At 36.6% G+C, this 15,601-nt stretch carries 15 protein-coding genes; 13 read left to right on the forward strand and 2 right to left on the reverse strand.

Translation table 11 applies throughout. From position 1 onward, the window contains the following. The first annotated feature begins 59 nt into the window (after window positions 1-59). The 13 genes from gltX to pepD all read left to right on the forward strand — a co-directional run bounded on the left by gltX (window position 60) and on the right by pepD (window position 13,230). Window positions 60-1,541: a glutamate--tRNA ligase gene (gene gltX / locus AC1EJ5_RS00635; protein WP_479813907.1), complete on the forward strand. Its 1,482-nt coding sequence runs from the start codon at window positions 60-62 to the stop codon at window positions 1,539-1,541. Then, on the forward strand, window positions 1,541-2,959 hold the full coding sequence (gene cysS, locus AC1EJ5_RS00640; protein WP_479813909.1) for a cysteine--tRNA ligase: 1,419 nt from the start codon (window positions 1,541-1,543) through the stop codon (window positions 2,957-2,959). The genes gltX and cysS overlap by 1 nt, the downstream gene beginning before the upstream one ends. Continuing rightward, window positions 2,959-3,663, forward strand: a complete 705-nt coding sequence (gene rlmB, locus AC1EJ5_RS00645) for a 23S rRNA (guanosine(2251)-2'-O)-methyltransferase RlmB (RefSeq protein ID WP_479813911.1) — start codon at window positions 2,959-2,961, stop codon at window positions 3,661-3,663. The genes cysS and rlmB overlap by 1 nt, the downstream gene beginning before the upstream one ends. Then, the gene (locus tag AC1EJ5_RS00650) at window positions 3,650-4,174 is read left to right on the forward strand and encodes an NYN domain-containing protein (RefSeq protein WP_223418143.1); all 525 of its coding nucleotides are present in this window, start codon (window positions 3,650-3,652) and stop codon (window positions 4,172-4,174) included. The genes rlmB and AC1EJ5_RS00650 overlap by 14 nt, the downstream gene beginning before the upstream one ends. 30 nt (window positions 4,175-4,204) lie before the next feature. Beyond that, window positions 4,205-5,227 (forward strand): sigma-70 family RNA polymerase sigma factor, encoded by a 1,023-nt coding sequence (locus AC1EJ5_RS00655; RefSeq protein ID WP_479813913.1) that lies wholly within the window; start codon window positions 4,205-4,207, stop codon window positions 5,225-5,227. Between the two features lie 154 nt (window positions 5,228-5,381). Further along, complete coding sequence (locus AC1EJ5_RS00660; RefSeq protein ID WP_479813915.1) at window positions 5,382-6,104, forward strand: ABC transporter ATP-binding protein; 723 nt, start codon at window positions 5,382-5,384, stop codon at window positions 6,102-6,104. After that, on the forward strand, window positions 6,097-7,746 hold the full coding sequence (locus tag AC1EJ5_RS00665; protein ID WP_479813916.1) for a hypothetical protein: 1,650 nt from the start codon (window positions 6,097-6,099) through the stop codon (window positions 7,744-7,746). Before AC1EJ5_RS00660 ends, AC1EJ5_RS00665 begins: the two co-directional genes overlap by 8 nt. Before the next feature lie 66 nt (window positions 7,747-7,812). Continuing rightward, the gene (locus AC1EJ5_RS00670; protein ID WP_308749394.1) at window positions 7,813-8,607 is read left to right on the forward strand and encodes a nucleoside hydrolase; all 795 of its coding nucleotides are present in this window, start codon (window positions 7,813-7,815) and stop codon (window positions 8,605-8,607) included. After that, on the forward strand, window positions 8,598-9,095 hold the full coding sequence (locus AC1EJ5_RS00675) for an FUSC family protein (RefSeq protein ID WP_479813918.1): 498 nt from the start codon (window positions 8,598-8,600) through the stop codon (window positions 9,093-9,095). Before AC1EJ5_RS00670 ends, AC1EJ5_RS00675 begins: the two co-directional genes overlap by 10 nt. Before the next feature lie 148 nt (window positions 9,096-9,243). Beyond that, window positions 9,244-9,789 carry an ECF transporter S component gene (locus AC1EJ5_RS00680; protein ID WP_479813920.1) on the forward strand — a complete coding sequence of 182 codons (546 nt, stop codon included), beginning with the start codon at window positions 9,244-9,246 and terminating at the stop codon, window positions 9,787-9,789. Between the two features lie 52 nt (window positions 9,790-9,841). Then, window positions 9,842-10,480 carry a CpXC domain-containing protein gene (locus AC1EJ5_RS00685; protein ID WP_479813922.1) on the forward strand — a complete coding sequence of 213 codons (639 nt, stop codon included), beginning with the start codon at window positions 9,842-9,844 and terminating at the stop codon, window positions 10,478-10,480. A gap of 46 nt (window positions 10,481-10,526) precedes the next feature. Continuing rightward, on the forward strand, window positions 10,527-11,843 hold the full coding sequence (gene hemZ / locus AC1EJ5_RS00690) for a coproporphyrinogen dehydrogenase HemZ (RefSeq protein WP_479813924.1): 1,317 nt from the start codon (window positions 10,527-10,529) through the stop codon (window positions 11,841-11,843). Continuing rightward, complete coding sequence (pepD, locus tag AC1EJ5_RS00695) at window positions 11,830-13,230, forward strand: beta-Ala-His dipeptidase (RefSeq protein ID WP_479813926.1); 1,401 nt, start codon at window positions 11,830-11,832, stop codon at window positions 13,228-13,230. Before hemZ ends, pepD begins: the two co-directional genes overlap by 14 nt. 427 nt (window positions 13,231-13,657) lie before the next feature. Here pepD and AC1EJ5_RS00700 read toward each other — a convergent pair whose 3' ends face one another. After that, complete coding sequence (locus AC1EJ5_RS00700) at window positions 13,658-14,086, reverse strand: Dps family protein (protein ID WP_479813928.1); 429 nt, start codon at window positions 14,084-14,086, stop codon at window positions 13,658-13,660. Window positions 14,087-14,545: 459 nt separating this feature from the next. Then, window positions 14,546-15,538 (reverse strand): helix-turn-helix domain-containing protein, encoded by a 993-nt coding sequence (locus AC1EJ5_RS00705; RefSeq protein ID WP_479813930.1) that lies wholly within the window; start codon window positions 15,536-15,538, stop codon window positions 14,546-14,548. Window positions 15,539-15,601 lie beyond the last annotated feature (63 nt).

Raw genomic sequence — 15,601 nt, forward strand, 5'->3', positions numbered from 1 at the left:
CCCTTATTTACTTATCAACCTAAAAGAATAATTGAAATGAAAACTAAAAGGAGTTATTAATGAGTGAAGTTAGAGTAAGATTTGCACCATCTCCAACAGGATATTTGCATATAGGCGGCCTTAGGACAGCCTTATTCAACTACCTATACGCAAGACATACTGGCGGCAAGATGATTTTAAGAATAGAAGATACAGACAGGACTAGGTTTGTAGAAGGTGCTTTGGAAAATCTTTTGAAGGCCCTAAAATGGTCAGGCGTTGAAATCGACGAAGGTGTTATGCTCGATGAAAATGGTCATGTTACAGAAAAAGGAGATTTTGGTCCATATATCCAATCTGAAAGAGTAGAAAAAGGCATTTATAACAAATACATCGACCAATTAATCGAAGAAGGCAAGGCTTACTATTGCTTCTGCTCTCAAGAAAGAGTCGACAAGGTTAGAGATCAAATGAAAGCTGACGGCCTTACACCAAAATACGACGGTCTTTGTAGGTCTATTCCTCTAGAAGAAGCCAAACAAAGAGTTGAAAATGGGGAAGAATACACAGTTAGACTAAAATTACCAAAAGACTACGATATTTCATTTAACGACAGGATTAAGGGCAAGATTACCTTTAATACTGACGACCAAGATGACCAAGTCCTTATCAAAAGAGATGGTTACCCAACCTACCACTTTGCTGTAGTTGTAGACGACCACTTAATGGGAATTACCCACGTTGTTCGTGGAGATGAGTGGATTTCATCAACACCAAAGCACGTTTACCTTTACGAAGCCTTTGGCTGGGATGCTCCAGAATATATCCACCTACCTACAGTTTTAAATAAGGACCACAAAAAATATTCAAAGAGAAACGGCGACGGCATGGTAGAGGACTTCATCGAAGAAGGTTACATGCCAGAAGGACTAATAAACTTCCTATCACTACTAGGTTGGTCACCAGATAGCGAAGAAGAAATCTTCACAATTGAAGAGCTTGCTAAACAATTTGACTTTGATAGGGTAAATAAAACTGGTGCCGTTTTTGACAAGAAAAAACTTGACTGGGTAAATGGCCACTATGTAAGAGAATTATCACCAGAAAAACTTGCAGAAGACATCAAGCCATGCATGATAAAGGCTGGATTAATTGACGAATCTTATGACCATGACAAACTAGTTCTTCTTGCAGAAACATGGCAATCAGCCATTGACAAGTTCTCAGATGCACCAGAACTTGCTAAAAACTACTATATAAAGAGCGAAGATATTGAATATGATGATGACGCAAAAGAAGCAATTTCAACAGATGAGGCAAGAACTTTATTTAATGCCTTCTTAAACCAACTTGACCAAGTAGATGAAATTGATCCTGAATTTGCAAAATCAGTTATGAAAACTATCCAAAAGGAAACAGGCATCAAGGGCAAGAACCTTTGGTTCCCAGTAAGGGCAGCAGTTACAGGATCAGTTCATGGACCAGATTTATCAAATGCCTTTTTAATCATGGGCAAGGACCTAGTTAAGGATAGATTAGAATACGTAAGGGATAATTTTTAATGAAGATTTACAATACTCTTAGCAGAACTAAGGAAGTATTTAAACCAATTGAAGAAAATAAAATAAAGATGTACGTCTGTGGACCTACTGTTTATGATTACATGCACATAGGAAACGCAAGGCCTTTGGTAATTTTTGACACATTTAGGCGTTTTGCCCAATATAGGGGCTATGATGTGACCTATGTTGTAAACTTCACCGATGTTGACGATAAAATTATAAAAAAATCCATCGAAGAAGGCATCACAACCAAGGAAGTCACAGACCGCTACATTGCCCAATATATGACAGACGCTAAGGCCCTAAACCTAGACGAAGAAGACACCATCCACCCAAGGGCAACCGAGGTTATGGATGATATTATAGACTTTGTAAAGGGTCTAATCGATAAGGGTATGGCATACGTTTCAGATGGGGATGTTTACTTTGATGTAAGCAAAAAATCCGACTACGGCAAATTATCAAGGAAAAATCTTGAAGACCTAGTTCATGGAGCTAGCCAAAGGCTAGATGATAAGGACGCAGGCAAGAAGAAAAATCCTGCAGACTTCACCCTTTGGAAGGCAACTAAACTAGCAGGCGAAGTTGCTTGGGATTCACCATGGGGCAAGGGTAGACCAGGTTGGCATATAGAATGTTCAACCATGAATAAGAAAATCCTTGGAGATACAATCGACATCCACGCTGGCGGGGAAGATTTGGAATTTCCTCATCACGAGAACGAAATCGCCCAATCTGAAGCCCTAAATGACGTCCAGTTTGCAAATTATTGGATGCACAACGGGATGATCCAAGTAAATGGTTCAAAGATGAGCAAGTCGGTTGGTAATTTCTTTACTCTTGATGATATCAAGAAGGAATACGACTTGATGACCATTAGGTTTTGGCTACTCACAACATCTTATAGGCAGCCAATTAACTTCACCAAGGAAATAATCGACCAGGCCCAAGCTTCCCTAGATAGGCTAAACAATGCTTATTTCAAAGCGGAAGACCTAGTCGCAAATGCAAGTGAAAAAGAAATCTTAAATGAGGAAAAAGATTTGCTTCAAATCCTAGATGCCAAAGAAAATGAATTTGTAAGTGTAATGGAAGATGACCTAAATACAGCAGATGCCATTACAGTTTTATTTGATCTTGCTAAATTTATAAATACAAACTTAGACGGGGACTCTTCTAAGGCATTTGTAGAAAAAACTTTCGACCTTTATAAGAGGCTCTATGATGTCCTTGGACTTCTTGCAAAGAAAAAGGAAAGCCAAGTAGACGAGGCATTTATAGAAGAAAAAATCGCAGAGAGAAATGCAGCTAAGAAAAATAGAGATTTTGCGACAGCGGATAAGATTCGTGATGACCTAAAGGAAATGGGCATCATCCTTAAGGATACCAGAGAAGGTACCAAGTGGGAGATAGGCTGATGGATAAGATTTACGGCAGAAAACCTGTAATCGACGCCATTGATTCGGGTGTAAAAATCTATAAGGCTTTTGTAATCAAGCAAAATTCTAAGATTGTCGATGAGATTATTTCTAAGCTTCAAAGAGCAAATGTTGAGATAAATTTTGTAGATAAGAGATTTTTTGATAAAATAGATATGAACCACCAGGGAGTGATGGTAGAGGCGGAATCTTTTCAGTATAAGGACCTAAAAGACATTGATAAGTATAAAAGGCTAATTATCCTTGACCAAATCGAAGACCCTCACAACCTCGGAGCCATAATCAGAAGTGCAGAAAGCTTTGGTTTTGACGGGGTAATCATTCCTGAAAGAAGGAGTGCATCAGTAAGCCCAATTGTCTACAAAACAAGTGCTGGTGCTATCAATAATATTAATATTATCATGGTTAAAAATACCAACAGGGCCATAGAAGAGATCAAAGAAGCCGGTTTTTGGGTTTATGGATTAGCTGGCGAGGCCTCTTCACCAATTGACCAAGTAGACCTTAAAGGCAAGGTTTGTTTGATAGTTGGTAACGAAGGTAAGGGACTATCTAGACTTGTTAGGGAAAATTGTGATATACTTATTAATATACCGATGAAGGGTTTTGTAAATAGCTTAAATGCATCAGTAGCCTCAGCCATTGGCATGTATGAGGTTTTAAGACAAAATGGCTTTAATTAAGGAAAATATATCCTACGTCGACGGCTACAATGTGATAAACAAGTGGCCAAAGCTTAGAGAGGCGGCCAGAGAAAGTCTAGAAACAGCCAGGGAAGATTTAATCGAAGATTTGGCTGAATATAGCTTTTTATCTGGGGAAAAAATGGTCATAGTTTTTGACGCCTATAATCTTGATAGGCTCAAGGAAACGACCATAGAAAAATACGGGATGAAAATAGTTTTTACCAAGAGGTTTCAAACTGCAGATACCTACATTGAGGCAGAACTTGCAAGGATTGCAAGAAGGCACAATGTAAAGGTAGTCACAGATGACGGCCAAGTCCAAAACATGGCCCTAGTCAAGGGTGCAGTGAGGATGACAGCCCTTGAGCTTAAGGCTGATCTTGATATATTAAGGTCCAAGATTAGAAAAACTAAAAGGGCAAATTTCAATGAAAATTACGACGCCTATCCCATTTCCAAAGCCTTAAAAGCCAAGCTTGATGAGCTTAAAATAGACCTAGACGACTAGGTGGGTAAATAAATTCAAACGGGTGATAAGATGGATAAAATAAATTTAAAAGATAAGGAAACTTTAGAAAAGCTTAGAGATTATCTTGATACAAGTGATTTGAGCGAAGAAGAACTCATCGAACTTGTAGATGCGATGACCGATGAGCAAAAAGAAGAAATTCTAGATATTATTTCTGAAGAAGACGACGAAGACTTCGACGATGATGATGACCTAATTGGCTCTGCCAAAAAGGGAGTAAACACCTCCCTTGCCCCTATCAGACGCAAGGATATGATGAAATTATCTGACCTAAACAACGAAGAGATAGTGGAGCAATTCCAACTTGGCAACCAAAACGCCCTTTCAGCCCTTGTTGAAAAAAACCAAGGACTTGTAAGGAGCAGGGCTTCATATTTCTTTAGGTCCCACGGCAATGACCTTGACCTAGAAGATTTGGTTCAATCCGGCATGCTAGGCATGATAAGGGCTGCAGAGAAATTTGACCTTACTTTAGGATACAAATTTACAACCTACGCCTACAAATGGATAGACAAGGCAATCAGAAAGGCCATCAACAAAGAAGGACATACAATCAGAATACCAGCAGGTAAATACTTAAAATTAAATAAATTAAAACAAATCTTAAAGGCTAATCCAGAAGCAAGCGATGAAGAGATTTACAGGATCTTAGAAAATGAAGGAATAAACAAAAAACAAGCAGATGATTTGTTCCTCATAAACAGAAACCAAGTAAACTCCACATCCCTAAACATCAACCTAGATAGTGAAGACTCCACAGGTGATGAGCTAATGGATATGGTAGGCGACGAGTCAACCCCAGTAGATATGGTAATCCTAGAAAAAGACATGGAAAACTTTTTGATGCAGGCCCTAGACCAGCTAACAGAAAGGGAAAAGCAAATCATAATCTACAGGTACGGCCTAGACAACGAAAAACCAAAAACCCTAGAGCAAATAGGTTCAATTTACGACCTTTCTCGTGAGAGGATAAGACAAATTGAAAACCAAGCCTTGGGTAAATTAAAAGATTATTCAGATTCTATCGGATAAAATTTATAAGCGTCTTTTGCGGACGCTTTTTTTATGCAAAAAATTCTCCGACTGGTAAAATGTTTAAGACTATTGATATTATATTTTTATGAATATTTATGGAATGAATTTTATTAGTTATAGTTGTAAAATAATATAAAAAAGGAAGTGAAATATGATAGAAGTAAAAAACTTTACCAAGGAATACACTGTCGAGAAAAGGGCTGTTGATGATATTTCTTTTGAAGCTAAAGATGGGGAAATCTTTGGATTTTTAGGCCCAAACGGAGCGGGCAAATCTACTACAATTAAGTCTATTGTAGGGATAAATTCAAAGACTAAGGGCGAAATTTTTATAAATGGGATCCGTATAGAAGACAACCCAATGGCTTACAAAAACCAGTTCTCCTATGTGCCAGATAATCCAGAATTATTCGAAAATTATTCAGGAAATGAATATATAAATTTCATCGCCGATATATATGGGATTGACACTGAAACTAGGAAGGAGAGGCTTGATTATTACCTAAACTTTTTTGATATTAGAGATGCCATGAAAGACCAAATTTCAACCTATTCCCATGGTATGGCCCAAAGACTTGCCATAATCGGTGCCCTTATTCATGACCCACAGGTTTTAATCCTTGACGAACCAATGGTTGGCCTTGATGCCAAGTCTGCCTACAATCTCAAACAGATTTTAAGACAAAGAGCAAATGAGGGCAAGTGCGTCATGTTTTCAACCCACGTCATGGAAGTTGCCCAAGAACTTTGCGACAGGATTGCAATTATCGCCAAGGGCAAGATTATCGCTATGGGAACTCTTGAAGAAATCAAGCACATAGCCAACAATGAAGGGACTCTTGAATCAATTTTCTTGGAGCTTACAGATGAATAAGTCTAATATCCTAATATTCGCCAAATATAGTCTTAAAGAGTCATTTTTTCCATATATGCCGAGGAAAACTGTCCCAAATATGCCAAAATCATATTTAGGTAGGATTTTGCTTTTAATATGGACTTATGTATTTTTTGGAGCGATTTTCACAGGAGTTTTCAAGGCATCTGCCTACCTTTACGTGGCAAACGACATGGCCTTTATGTATTTTACAAGCTTTGGCATGTCCATGACCCTAATGGTATTTTTATTTTACCTGCCACAAATTTTCTCAAACCTCTATACCAAGTCGGCCATAGCCAATTATCAGACTATGCCTATTAGGGAGGGCGAACTCTTTGTGGGCAAGGTTTTTGGTGGAGTTTTAAGCTTTGTGGACTTTTTCCTATATTTAGTTATTGGTCTTGTAATTTATTTTGGGGAAGCTGGTTTTGATCCTTGGGTTTTAGTAATGGGGCTAATATTGTATTTGCCAATGGTTTACCTACCTTATGGGATTTTGTCACTTTTCTTACTTGTAATAAAAAAGTTTACCAACGTCAACAGGCACGCAAAACTTTTTAAGACAATTGGCTATTTAATCATGTTTGCAATGATGGGAGTGATTTACTACTTCTCTTTTTCTACTTCAAATTCAAGTTCAATGGGAAAAATGAATATTGACCCAAATCAAATAAAAAATATGCTGGGCATGGTTTCAAATGTATTTTTCAACGCAAAAATATACGGCTTTGCAGTCGCAGGAACTATGAGCCAAAGGCTGATTTTTACAGGTCTTCTTTTGGGATTGTGTTTTATTTTGGCCTTTATTTCCTATAAAATAGCAGACAAATTTTATTATGAAGCAGTATTTGACGAACACCTTGACACATCAAAGAAAGAAGCGACTCCAAGTAAGGATATTAAAATCGAAGCAGGCAGCCAATTTAAGGCGATTTTCAAAAAAGATTTGAAAACACTCTTTTCAAATATAGTCTTTTTGTCAGGACCGCTTGGCATGGTCATGGTTATCTTAGTTATGGGCTTTGTCCAAGCGAGCCGTGCTATGGAAGAATCGGGAGTTGACCCAGCTAGTCCAGAGTTTCTCCTATTTGCCTTTTTGATTTCCCTTGGAGTTGGGCTTTTCATATGGATAAATGGGGGTCTTGCCAATACCTCCTTATCAAGGGAAGGAAAGAGCTTCTACCTCATCCAGACCTTGCCAATTGATCCAAAAAGCCACATGAGGGCGAGGTTTGCCTCAGCCTATGTCGTTGCCTGTGGGATAAACCTAATTCTTGCCATAGCCTTTACCCTTATTTTAAAACTCACAATTTTAGGAGGCTTGGTAATATTTTCGGGACTCTCTCTAACATGTGCCTTTGCAACTATGATTAGCCTTTATTTTGGGACCTTTATGGTCTACACCCAATGGAAAAAACCTCAGGAAATCCAGCAAGGCGGAGGCCTTAAGGCAGTTTTACTCTACCTAGGATCTCTAGTTATAATGGGACTTCTGGGCCTTATGGTCTTTGCAATCACAGAATTAACAGACAATATAATGATAGGGGCAGGTGTGGCTTTCTTAGCTGTCTTGATTATCACATTTCTAATTTATAGGGCTTGCCTTAAAAAATATACAAAGGGCTTCATGGATGTATAAAATAAAAATCTCAGCTTTAAAAAGCTGGGATTTTTTAGTATAGTAATTTATCAGAAAGGAAGAATTATGGAATATCAAAAACCCTTTATTTATATAGATACAAATTTTAGCCCTGCTGACGGACTTTTTATAAAAATGGCTCTTGATTCCTTTGATTTTGAACTTGTTGGCCTATCAGCAAATAGGTCTTTTATGTCAAGCAGGGCTGCTGGAGAAAATATCCTGGGTCTTGTTAATAATGAAGGACTTTACTTGTCAGTGGCTAAAAATTATGATGACTTAGAATCAAAGTATGATAATGAAATTTTCACTGCAGTTGGCGACTATCTCGAGGACATGGATGCTTTTGAAAATCTTTATGATCTGGCTTCCGATTGTGGAAGGCTTGATATAATCGTATCTGGCGACTTATCTAACATCGCTAAGGCTTGTCGAGAATTTGAAGACTTCACCGACTATATTGACCACATTTTCCTACTAATCCCAGATTTAAAAGACTTATCAAAGGAAGATTTAGCAGACCTCGACCTAATTTTATCTTCGGGCATAGAAGTATTTGCTATTGACCAAAACTTTGCCAATAATTTTATCCTAGAAGATAAAGATTTAAAAAATATAATAAAAAATCATCCGCAAATGGAAAAACTTTTAAAATCTTACGACGAAGAGCCGCTGATAGGTGCCCTTCTTCTCTACCTATCCCAAAGGCCAGAAGCCTTCATCTTTGAGGAAGCAGGCCTTAAGGTGAATTTTGATGAGAAAATTCTTGAAAAAGTTAATTCAAGACCAAAGGCTTATCTAGTAAATAAGGTCAACGAAGAAAGTTTTTACGATTACCTAAGAGCTATCCTATGCGACTAAAATTTCCAGGACCAAGGATAAGAAAAACAGGCCTTGCCGTCCTTATTTCCATGATAATTTCCTATTATAGGCCGGGAGAAGGACTAGCCTTTTATTCGGCAATTGCAGCTATCATTTGCATGCAGCAAAATGTTCATCAAACCTTCCACAAGGGCCTAGGGAGGATTATCGGGACAATTTTTGGCGGAACTATGGGTCTTATTTACCTTTTGGCCTTTCCAGCAGGAGCTATTCCAGAAATCGCAAGACTTATTATAATTGCAGGCCTTGTCACAATAATTATCTGGATTATGGCATCGGTTAATAAAAAAGACGCCGTATCTATTGCTGGCATTGTCTTTTTGTCAGTTACCATAAACCACGCCGGTGACCTGGTTCCTTTTAATTTTGCCCTAAATAGGATAATCGATACCTTAATTGGCGTTCTTGTGGCATTTTTTGTGAATTATATAGATTTTAAAATCAAGGAAATTTCTGAAATCCGATAGTATTTAAACCTTGATAATTCATTGAATTTATTATCATAAGTTCTAGTTTTGATTTTCAAGTGAGAATTATTTAGATAAAATTTTCACAATTTACTAATTTATGGTATAATGAGTTGGACGTAATGTTAGAAAAGAAAAAGGAGTTAGAATGAAAAAACTAAGCACACAGAAACTTGTATATATGGCGCTTTTTGCGGCTTTGGTATACATATTTTCAAGATTTTTCCAAATCCCTATAGTGACCCCTCTTGGTCAAACTAGGTTCCATCTAGGAAATGTATTTTGCCTACTTGGCGGCCTCTTATTAGGACCAGTCTATGGCGGTATCTCAGCAGGTGTGGGTTCTGCCCTATTTGATTTATTTGATCCGGTATATTTTACAAGCGCACCAATCACCTTCATTACAAAATTCGCCATGGCCTTTGTTGCAGGTATTATTTACAAAAAAAGAGATAAGGTCGTAAATGCACCAAAGCTAGTTATAGCAAGTGCCCTAGGCCAAATCACTTATGTAATCCTATACCTTGGCAAAACTTTTATCAAAAACAGAATGGTCCTAGGACTTACCATGGAAGCAACCATGGCAGAAGTTATCCAAAAGGGATCAGTGTCAATGGTAAATGCAGTTATTTCTGTAATTGTAGCCACAATTTTAGCCATTCCTCTTCTTAAGGCTGTAAAATTTGAAGACTAGGCCTAGTTTTTGGGTAAATATAAATTAAGCTTAAGAAAGAGAAAGGTTTGATATGGAAAGAAGAGAAAAAGTATTTAAAATAACCTGCCCTAAGTGCGGCCACAACTTTGAAAAGACCCTACCAACAGCGATTTTTCCGCTGGGAGAAGACAGGGAAAAGATAATAAAGGGAGATTTTGCGACTATAACTTGTCCAGCCTGCGAAAATGATTTTATCCTAAATTATCGCTTCGCATACACAGATGAGGTCAATCTTTTTATGGTTGTAAATGATCCGGCCTTTGTGGACAAAAAGGCAAGGCTTGCTTTTTCAACAGGTCTAGGCCTTATAGGGGCAGCTAGAAAAGACGAACTTATTAAACATACCCTAAGATTAACTTACGATTACAAGGCTCTTAGAGAAAAAATCAATATTCTAGAGATGGGCCTTGATGATAAGGTAATTGAGCTTATGAAATATTTCCTAATCAGCAGTGAAGATTTCGCCTATAAGCCAGAACAAATTAAGGACTTTATATTTACAGAAGATAAGGAATTTTATTTGGAAACCGTCCTAAATGTGGGACTTAAACTTGAGTTTTCCGACATTCTTTATGATACAATCGTAAATAATTATGGAGATTTGATCAAAAAAGACATGAACCTATTAGTAGACAGGGCTTGGGCGGAAAACTTCCTAAAGGCAGAATAAAAAGGGGCTTAGGCCCTTTTTTGCTTGAAAAACTTGTGGGGGCAAGATGAAAATATACCTTGAAGATGAAAATAAAAGAAAAATAGCCTATGATATTTTGAATATTTTCCTAGACCACGAGGAAATTAATTTTGTGGAAGAAGAAGTTCAGGCAGAAATTAAAATTAAAGATAATTTGGTAAATATTTCCGGAAAAGATTTTTCTTATAAAACCAACCAAGAATTAAAAGTTCTTCTCTACGACTTTTTGGCTCAAAAAACTGGTTACGAGTCGCCTTGGGGGACTCTAACGGGGTCAAAACCGTCAAAACTTTTGAAAAATAAAAGCCTAAGTGAAATCAAAAATATTTATAAATTGTCAGATGAGAAACTAGAACTTTTGGAAAAAGTCGATGAAAACCAGGAAAAACTTGATATTTCGAAAGATGACTTTAGCCTTTATATCAACATCCCCTTTTGCCCGACTAGGTGCGATTATTGTTCCTATCCGACTTTGATTGGTGCCCACCACGACAAGGGGACCTATGTGGATTATCTAATCAAGGAAATTGAGGGGATAAATTTACCAGAAAAGCTTGATGCCATCTACATCGGAGGCGGGACTCCATCTTATCTGACAGGATCCCAAATCGAAAAAATTCTAGCAGCCGTAAATAAGAAATTTTCCTACAAGGAATTTACCTTCGAAGCCGGCAGGGAGGATACACTGGATTTTGAAAAATTAAAAATCCTCAAAGACGGTGGGGTTTCAAGGATTTCCCTAAATCCTCAGACCTTTAATAGGGAAATTTTGAAAAATCTAAATAGGGATATTGATATGGACCATTTTCTAGATATCTATAAGACCGCCAAGGACTTGGATTTTATTGTAAATATGGACTTTATAGTGGGTCTTGAGGGAGAAAGTGCAGATGATTTTGCCAAAAATTTTGACATCTTAAAAGACCTACTTCCTGATAATATCACCTTCCACGCCCTCGCCATAAAATCAGGTTCTAAGTATAACGAGGCAGGAAAAACTGGCCAGAGGGCGGATTCCCTAAAAATAGCGAAAGATATTGAAAATTTCACCAAGGAAAATTCCTATCAACCTTATTATTTGTATAGGCAAAAAAATATAATTTCCAACCTAGAAAACGTGGGTTATCAAAGAAATAATACAGCCCAGAGGTATAATGTAATTATTAATGAAGAAATCGGCTCAATTTTAGGACTGGGCATGAATGCCAATTCAAAATTGATTTCTGGGAAAAAATTTAGAAATCCAAGAAATCTTAGGGATTATTACCAGGATTTTGAAAGGAATCTGTCCGCCAAAAATGAGCTTATAAAGAGAGAAGGAGATAAAAATGAATTACTCTGACCAAGTTTTAAAATATTTTAAAGAATTAGCTAAAATTCCTAGAGAATCTGGCAACGAAAAAGAAGTTTCTGACTTTTTGGTAAATTTTGCTAAGGAAAGAAATTTAGAAGTCGTTCAAGACGAGGCTTTAAACGTAATTATTAGAAAACCAGCCAGCAAGGGCTACGAAGATCACGCAATTGTTGCTCTCCAAGGCCATATGGATATGGTTTGTGTGAAGGTTGAGGGAAGTGACCACGACTTTGAAAAAGACCCAATCAAATTATTAGAAGAAGATGGCTGGATTACAGCAGATGGTACAACTCTTGGTGCTGACGACGGAATTGGCGTTGCCTTTATTTTGGCAGTCTTAGATGACGATAGCCTAAAACACGGCCCAATCGAAGCAATAATCACAACTGAAGAAGAAACATCAATGGGAGGAGCAGGCAAGCTGGACCTTTCTCAAATTACAGCCAAATACCTAGTAAATATCGACTCTGAAGAAGAGGGAATCCTTACAGTAGGCTGTGCAGGCGGACTTGACCTTGAAATCGAATTTGATAAGAAATTCGAAAAAGCAGAAGGTGACTTTATAGAAGTTGGCCTAAAGGGCTTTGCAGGCGGCCACTCAGGCATGGAAATTGATGAATTTAGGCTAAATGCTAATAAAACCTTAGGAAGACTCTTAGAAGGCATAGAAGGCCTACAAATCGCTACAATAAATGGTGGTGTAAAGAGAAATGCAATCGCATCTTCTGCAAAGGCTGTTGTTTCTGTTCCTAACAAAGAAGAGGCAATCAAACTTATAGAAGAAAGAATAAGAGAAGTTAAAAACGAATATAAAGACGTTGATCCAAATGGGGAAATTTGGGTAAAAGATGCATCATTTGATGGAGAAGTTCTCACAAAAGACCTATCTAAAAACATAATCGACCTCTTATTTGTAATCCCAGATGGCCTATACAAAAAAGTTGGAGATTCAATAGTAACAAGCTCAAACTTAGGCCTAATCGAAGATAGAGAAAATGTAATCTGGATTTCATCAATGTTTAGATCAGAAATCGACTCTCAAAAATTCTACAAGGCAGCCATTTCAAAGAAAATCGTAGAAAGATTCGGAGCAAGGGCAGAAATTACCAGCGAATATTCAGGCTGGCAAAGAGAAGATAGCCCAATAATTGATCTTGCCAAAGAAGTTTGGAAAGATGTCCACGGAGATGAAATGCAAATCGCCACCACCCACGGCGGCCTAGAATGCGGACTTTTCAAGAAAACCCTAAAAGACACCGAAATGATATCCTTCGGCCCAGAAATCCAAGGCGCCCACAGCCCAGAAGAAAGAGTAAACATAAAATCAATAGCAAATAACTTTAAATTCTTAATAGAACTATTAGAAAGAATCTAAGAGAAAAGTTAAAACCACCCTGGTATTAAAGAGGGTGGTTTTTTCTATGATGGGCATATTTTAATGCTAGGGTGAATTTCCCTACAGGGTCTAGTGGATTATCAACAACTATTTGTACAATTTAAAATCGGACACGATACTGGGTAAACTAGATCGACTAAGGATGTTTATCTAGGCCTAGTCGATTTAGTTTTTTATCAAATTTATATACACTAATACAAATATCTATACATAAAAAATGTATCAACCCTTACCCTTTTATTAGGATTTAAGTTGATACATAAAATTATTTACAGACCCTTCTCACGCTGGGCTTGGCCTTTTAGCCTTACTCTTTCACTCTGTGGAGGGAGTCCTTAATAAGGCCTACAGGCTATTTTATTATTAAGGATTATTCAATCCATAGTTTTGCAAAAGTTAATTTTGCCTATTTAAGACTTGATTCCACAAACCAAATTTGTTTGTTGTAGTCTTCAATATGATCTTCCATGGCATTAGCTACAGGGAAATTATCAGCTTCATCTGCTTCTTTTCTAATCTCTAGGGCGAGTTCTTTTTGAAGTTTTATGTCAGATAGGACTATTTCTAATGCCTCTTTAATAGATATTTCTTTAGAATCTTCAATCTCTTTGATTGTAGAAATTTCTAAATATTCTTTTATATTAGCAACTGGGAATTCCCCAGCCATTCTGATAAGCTCAGCAACTTCATCAAGTCTATCACTAGCCTTATCATATTCAGCTTCAAGGTACTCATGTACAGCCACAAATTGACTGCCTACTATATTCCAATGTAGGTTATGGAATTTTATATTCATTACTGCAAGATTTGCAAGATATTTGTTTAAATTTGTCATTTCTTCCTCCTAATTTAAAATGATTCTAATTATTATTAACGTTATACATAAGAATAAAAATAAGTCAAGTTTATATTATTGTGTAAAATTTACTAAAACAATATTTATTATTTCATCCTAATATATATCTTAGAGGGTCTTATCCAATCCTTATTGATGTCAACGAAGATTGGTTTAAAAAGGCTGACGGGTGGATATTAATCTCATAGCTAAAGCTTAATTGTTGAAAGATTCATAGTTTTGAATTTGTATTTTTCGCAGGGTTAATAAATTTAAAGGACTTAGCTTAGAGAGACATAAAGCTAAGTCAAATAAGAAAGACCATAGCAAAGGTGCAGAGAGATAAATATCGGCAGTCTTCGGACTGCCTTTATTTTTTGTTCACCTTTTAAATATCAAATTTATATACACATATACAAATGTCTATAAAGTAAATACGTATAAATTTAAAAAAATAGTTTAATCACAGCAATCACAATTTAAATTGTAATGGTCGCAAGCCAAACCACGGACTTCGCTGGGAAGTTTTCCCTTGTATCTTTTGTAATAAATGGAAAATTTGCTAGCAGATGAATATCCAACAGATTCTGCAATTTCTTTTATAGGCAGTTGGGTATTTAAGAGAAGAGTTTCAGCTACATTCATTCTTTTTCTTTGGGTGTATTCTGTAATGCTTTGACCATATTTTTCTTTGAACAAATTTTTTAATTTTGTTCCGCTCATTTTAGATATTTTTTCAAGGGTTTCTTGATTTACATTCATGGCGAAATGATCATCTAAGAATCTTGCTACATCTTCAAGTGCTTTATTATCATCGGACTCAATTTTATATTTCTTTCTATTCAAGTAAGTATCTATTACTATACTTACCCATTCATTTGCTTTGGCTTTGAAGAAAAAATCAGCGGCAGGAGCGTCCATCTTGCAATTTAAAATTTCCATTGCCACTTTTTCCAATGACTTTGTAAGTATAATTTGATTCGGTTGAAGTAAAGATGAATAAAATGATTCCGGATTAATGTTAATAGATGCTAAATGTTTTTCTATTAGCTCCTTTTTAAAGCCAATCGAAACGGCAAGATAATAACAGTTCTCGTGTAATAAAAATAGGAAGTCATCTTTTATGTTGTCGAAATCAAGTGTGCATAATGAGTTTGCGGTAAGCGTTTGATAAGGACTGAATTTCTCGCCGTTTGCGCTGACTATGTAGCTTGTGTATATTGAAGCATAATCTGCCATACTATAGGTATTATTTTGAACTACTTCTTCACTGATATAAAAATCATGGACATCAATAATAAATCCATCTCCTTCATAAAACCAATACAAGCCATCTGCATAAGTTAAATCATCTTTACTCCAACAAAAAGTGTGGCCTGCACTTGAATACTTCTTATTATTTTTACATTCATCCACTTTCATATATTCTTTTACAAAATCATAATATGACATAATACACCTATCCCTATTAGACAATATTCCAATTAGCCTTATTAATTCAAAACTATTGTATCA

This window comes from Anaerococcus sp. C0059F3 (genome assembly GCF_056590475.1).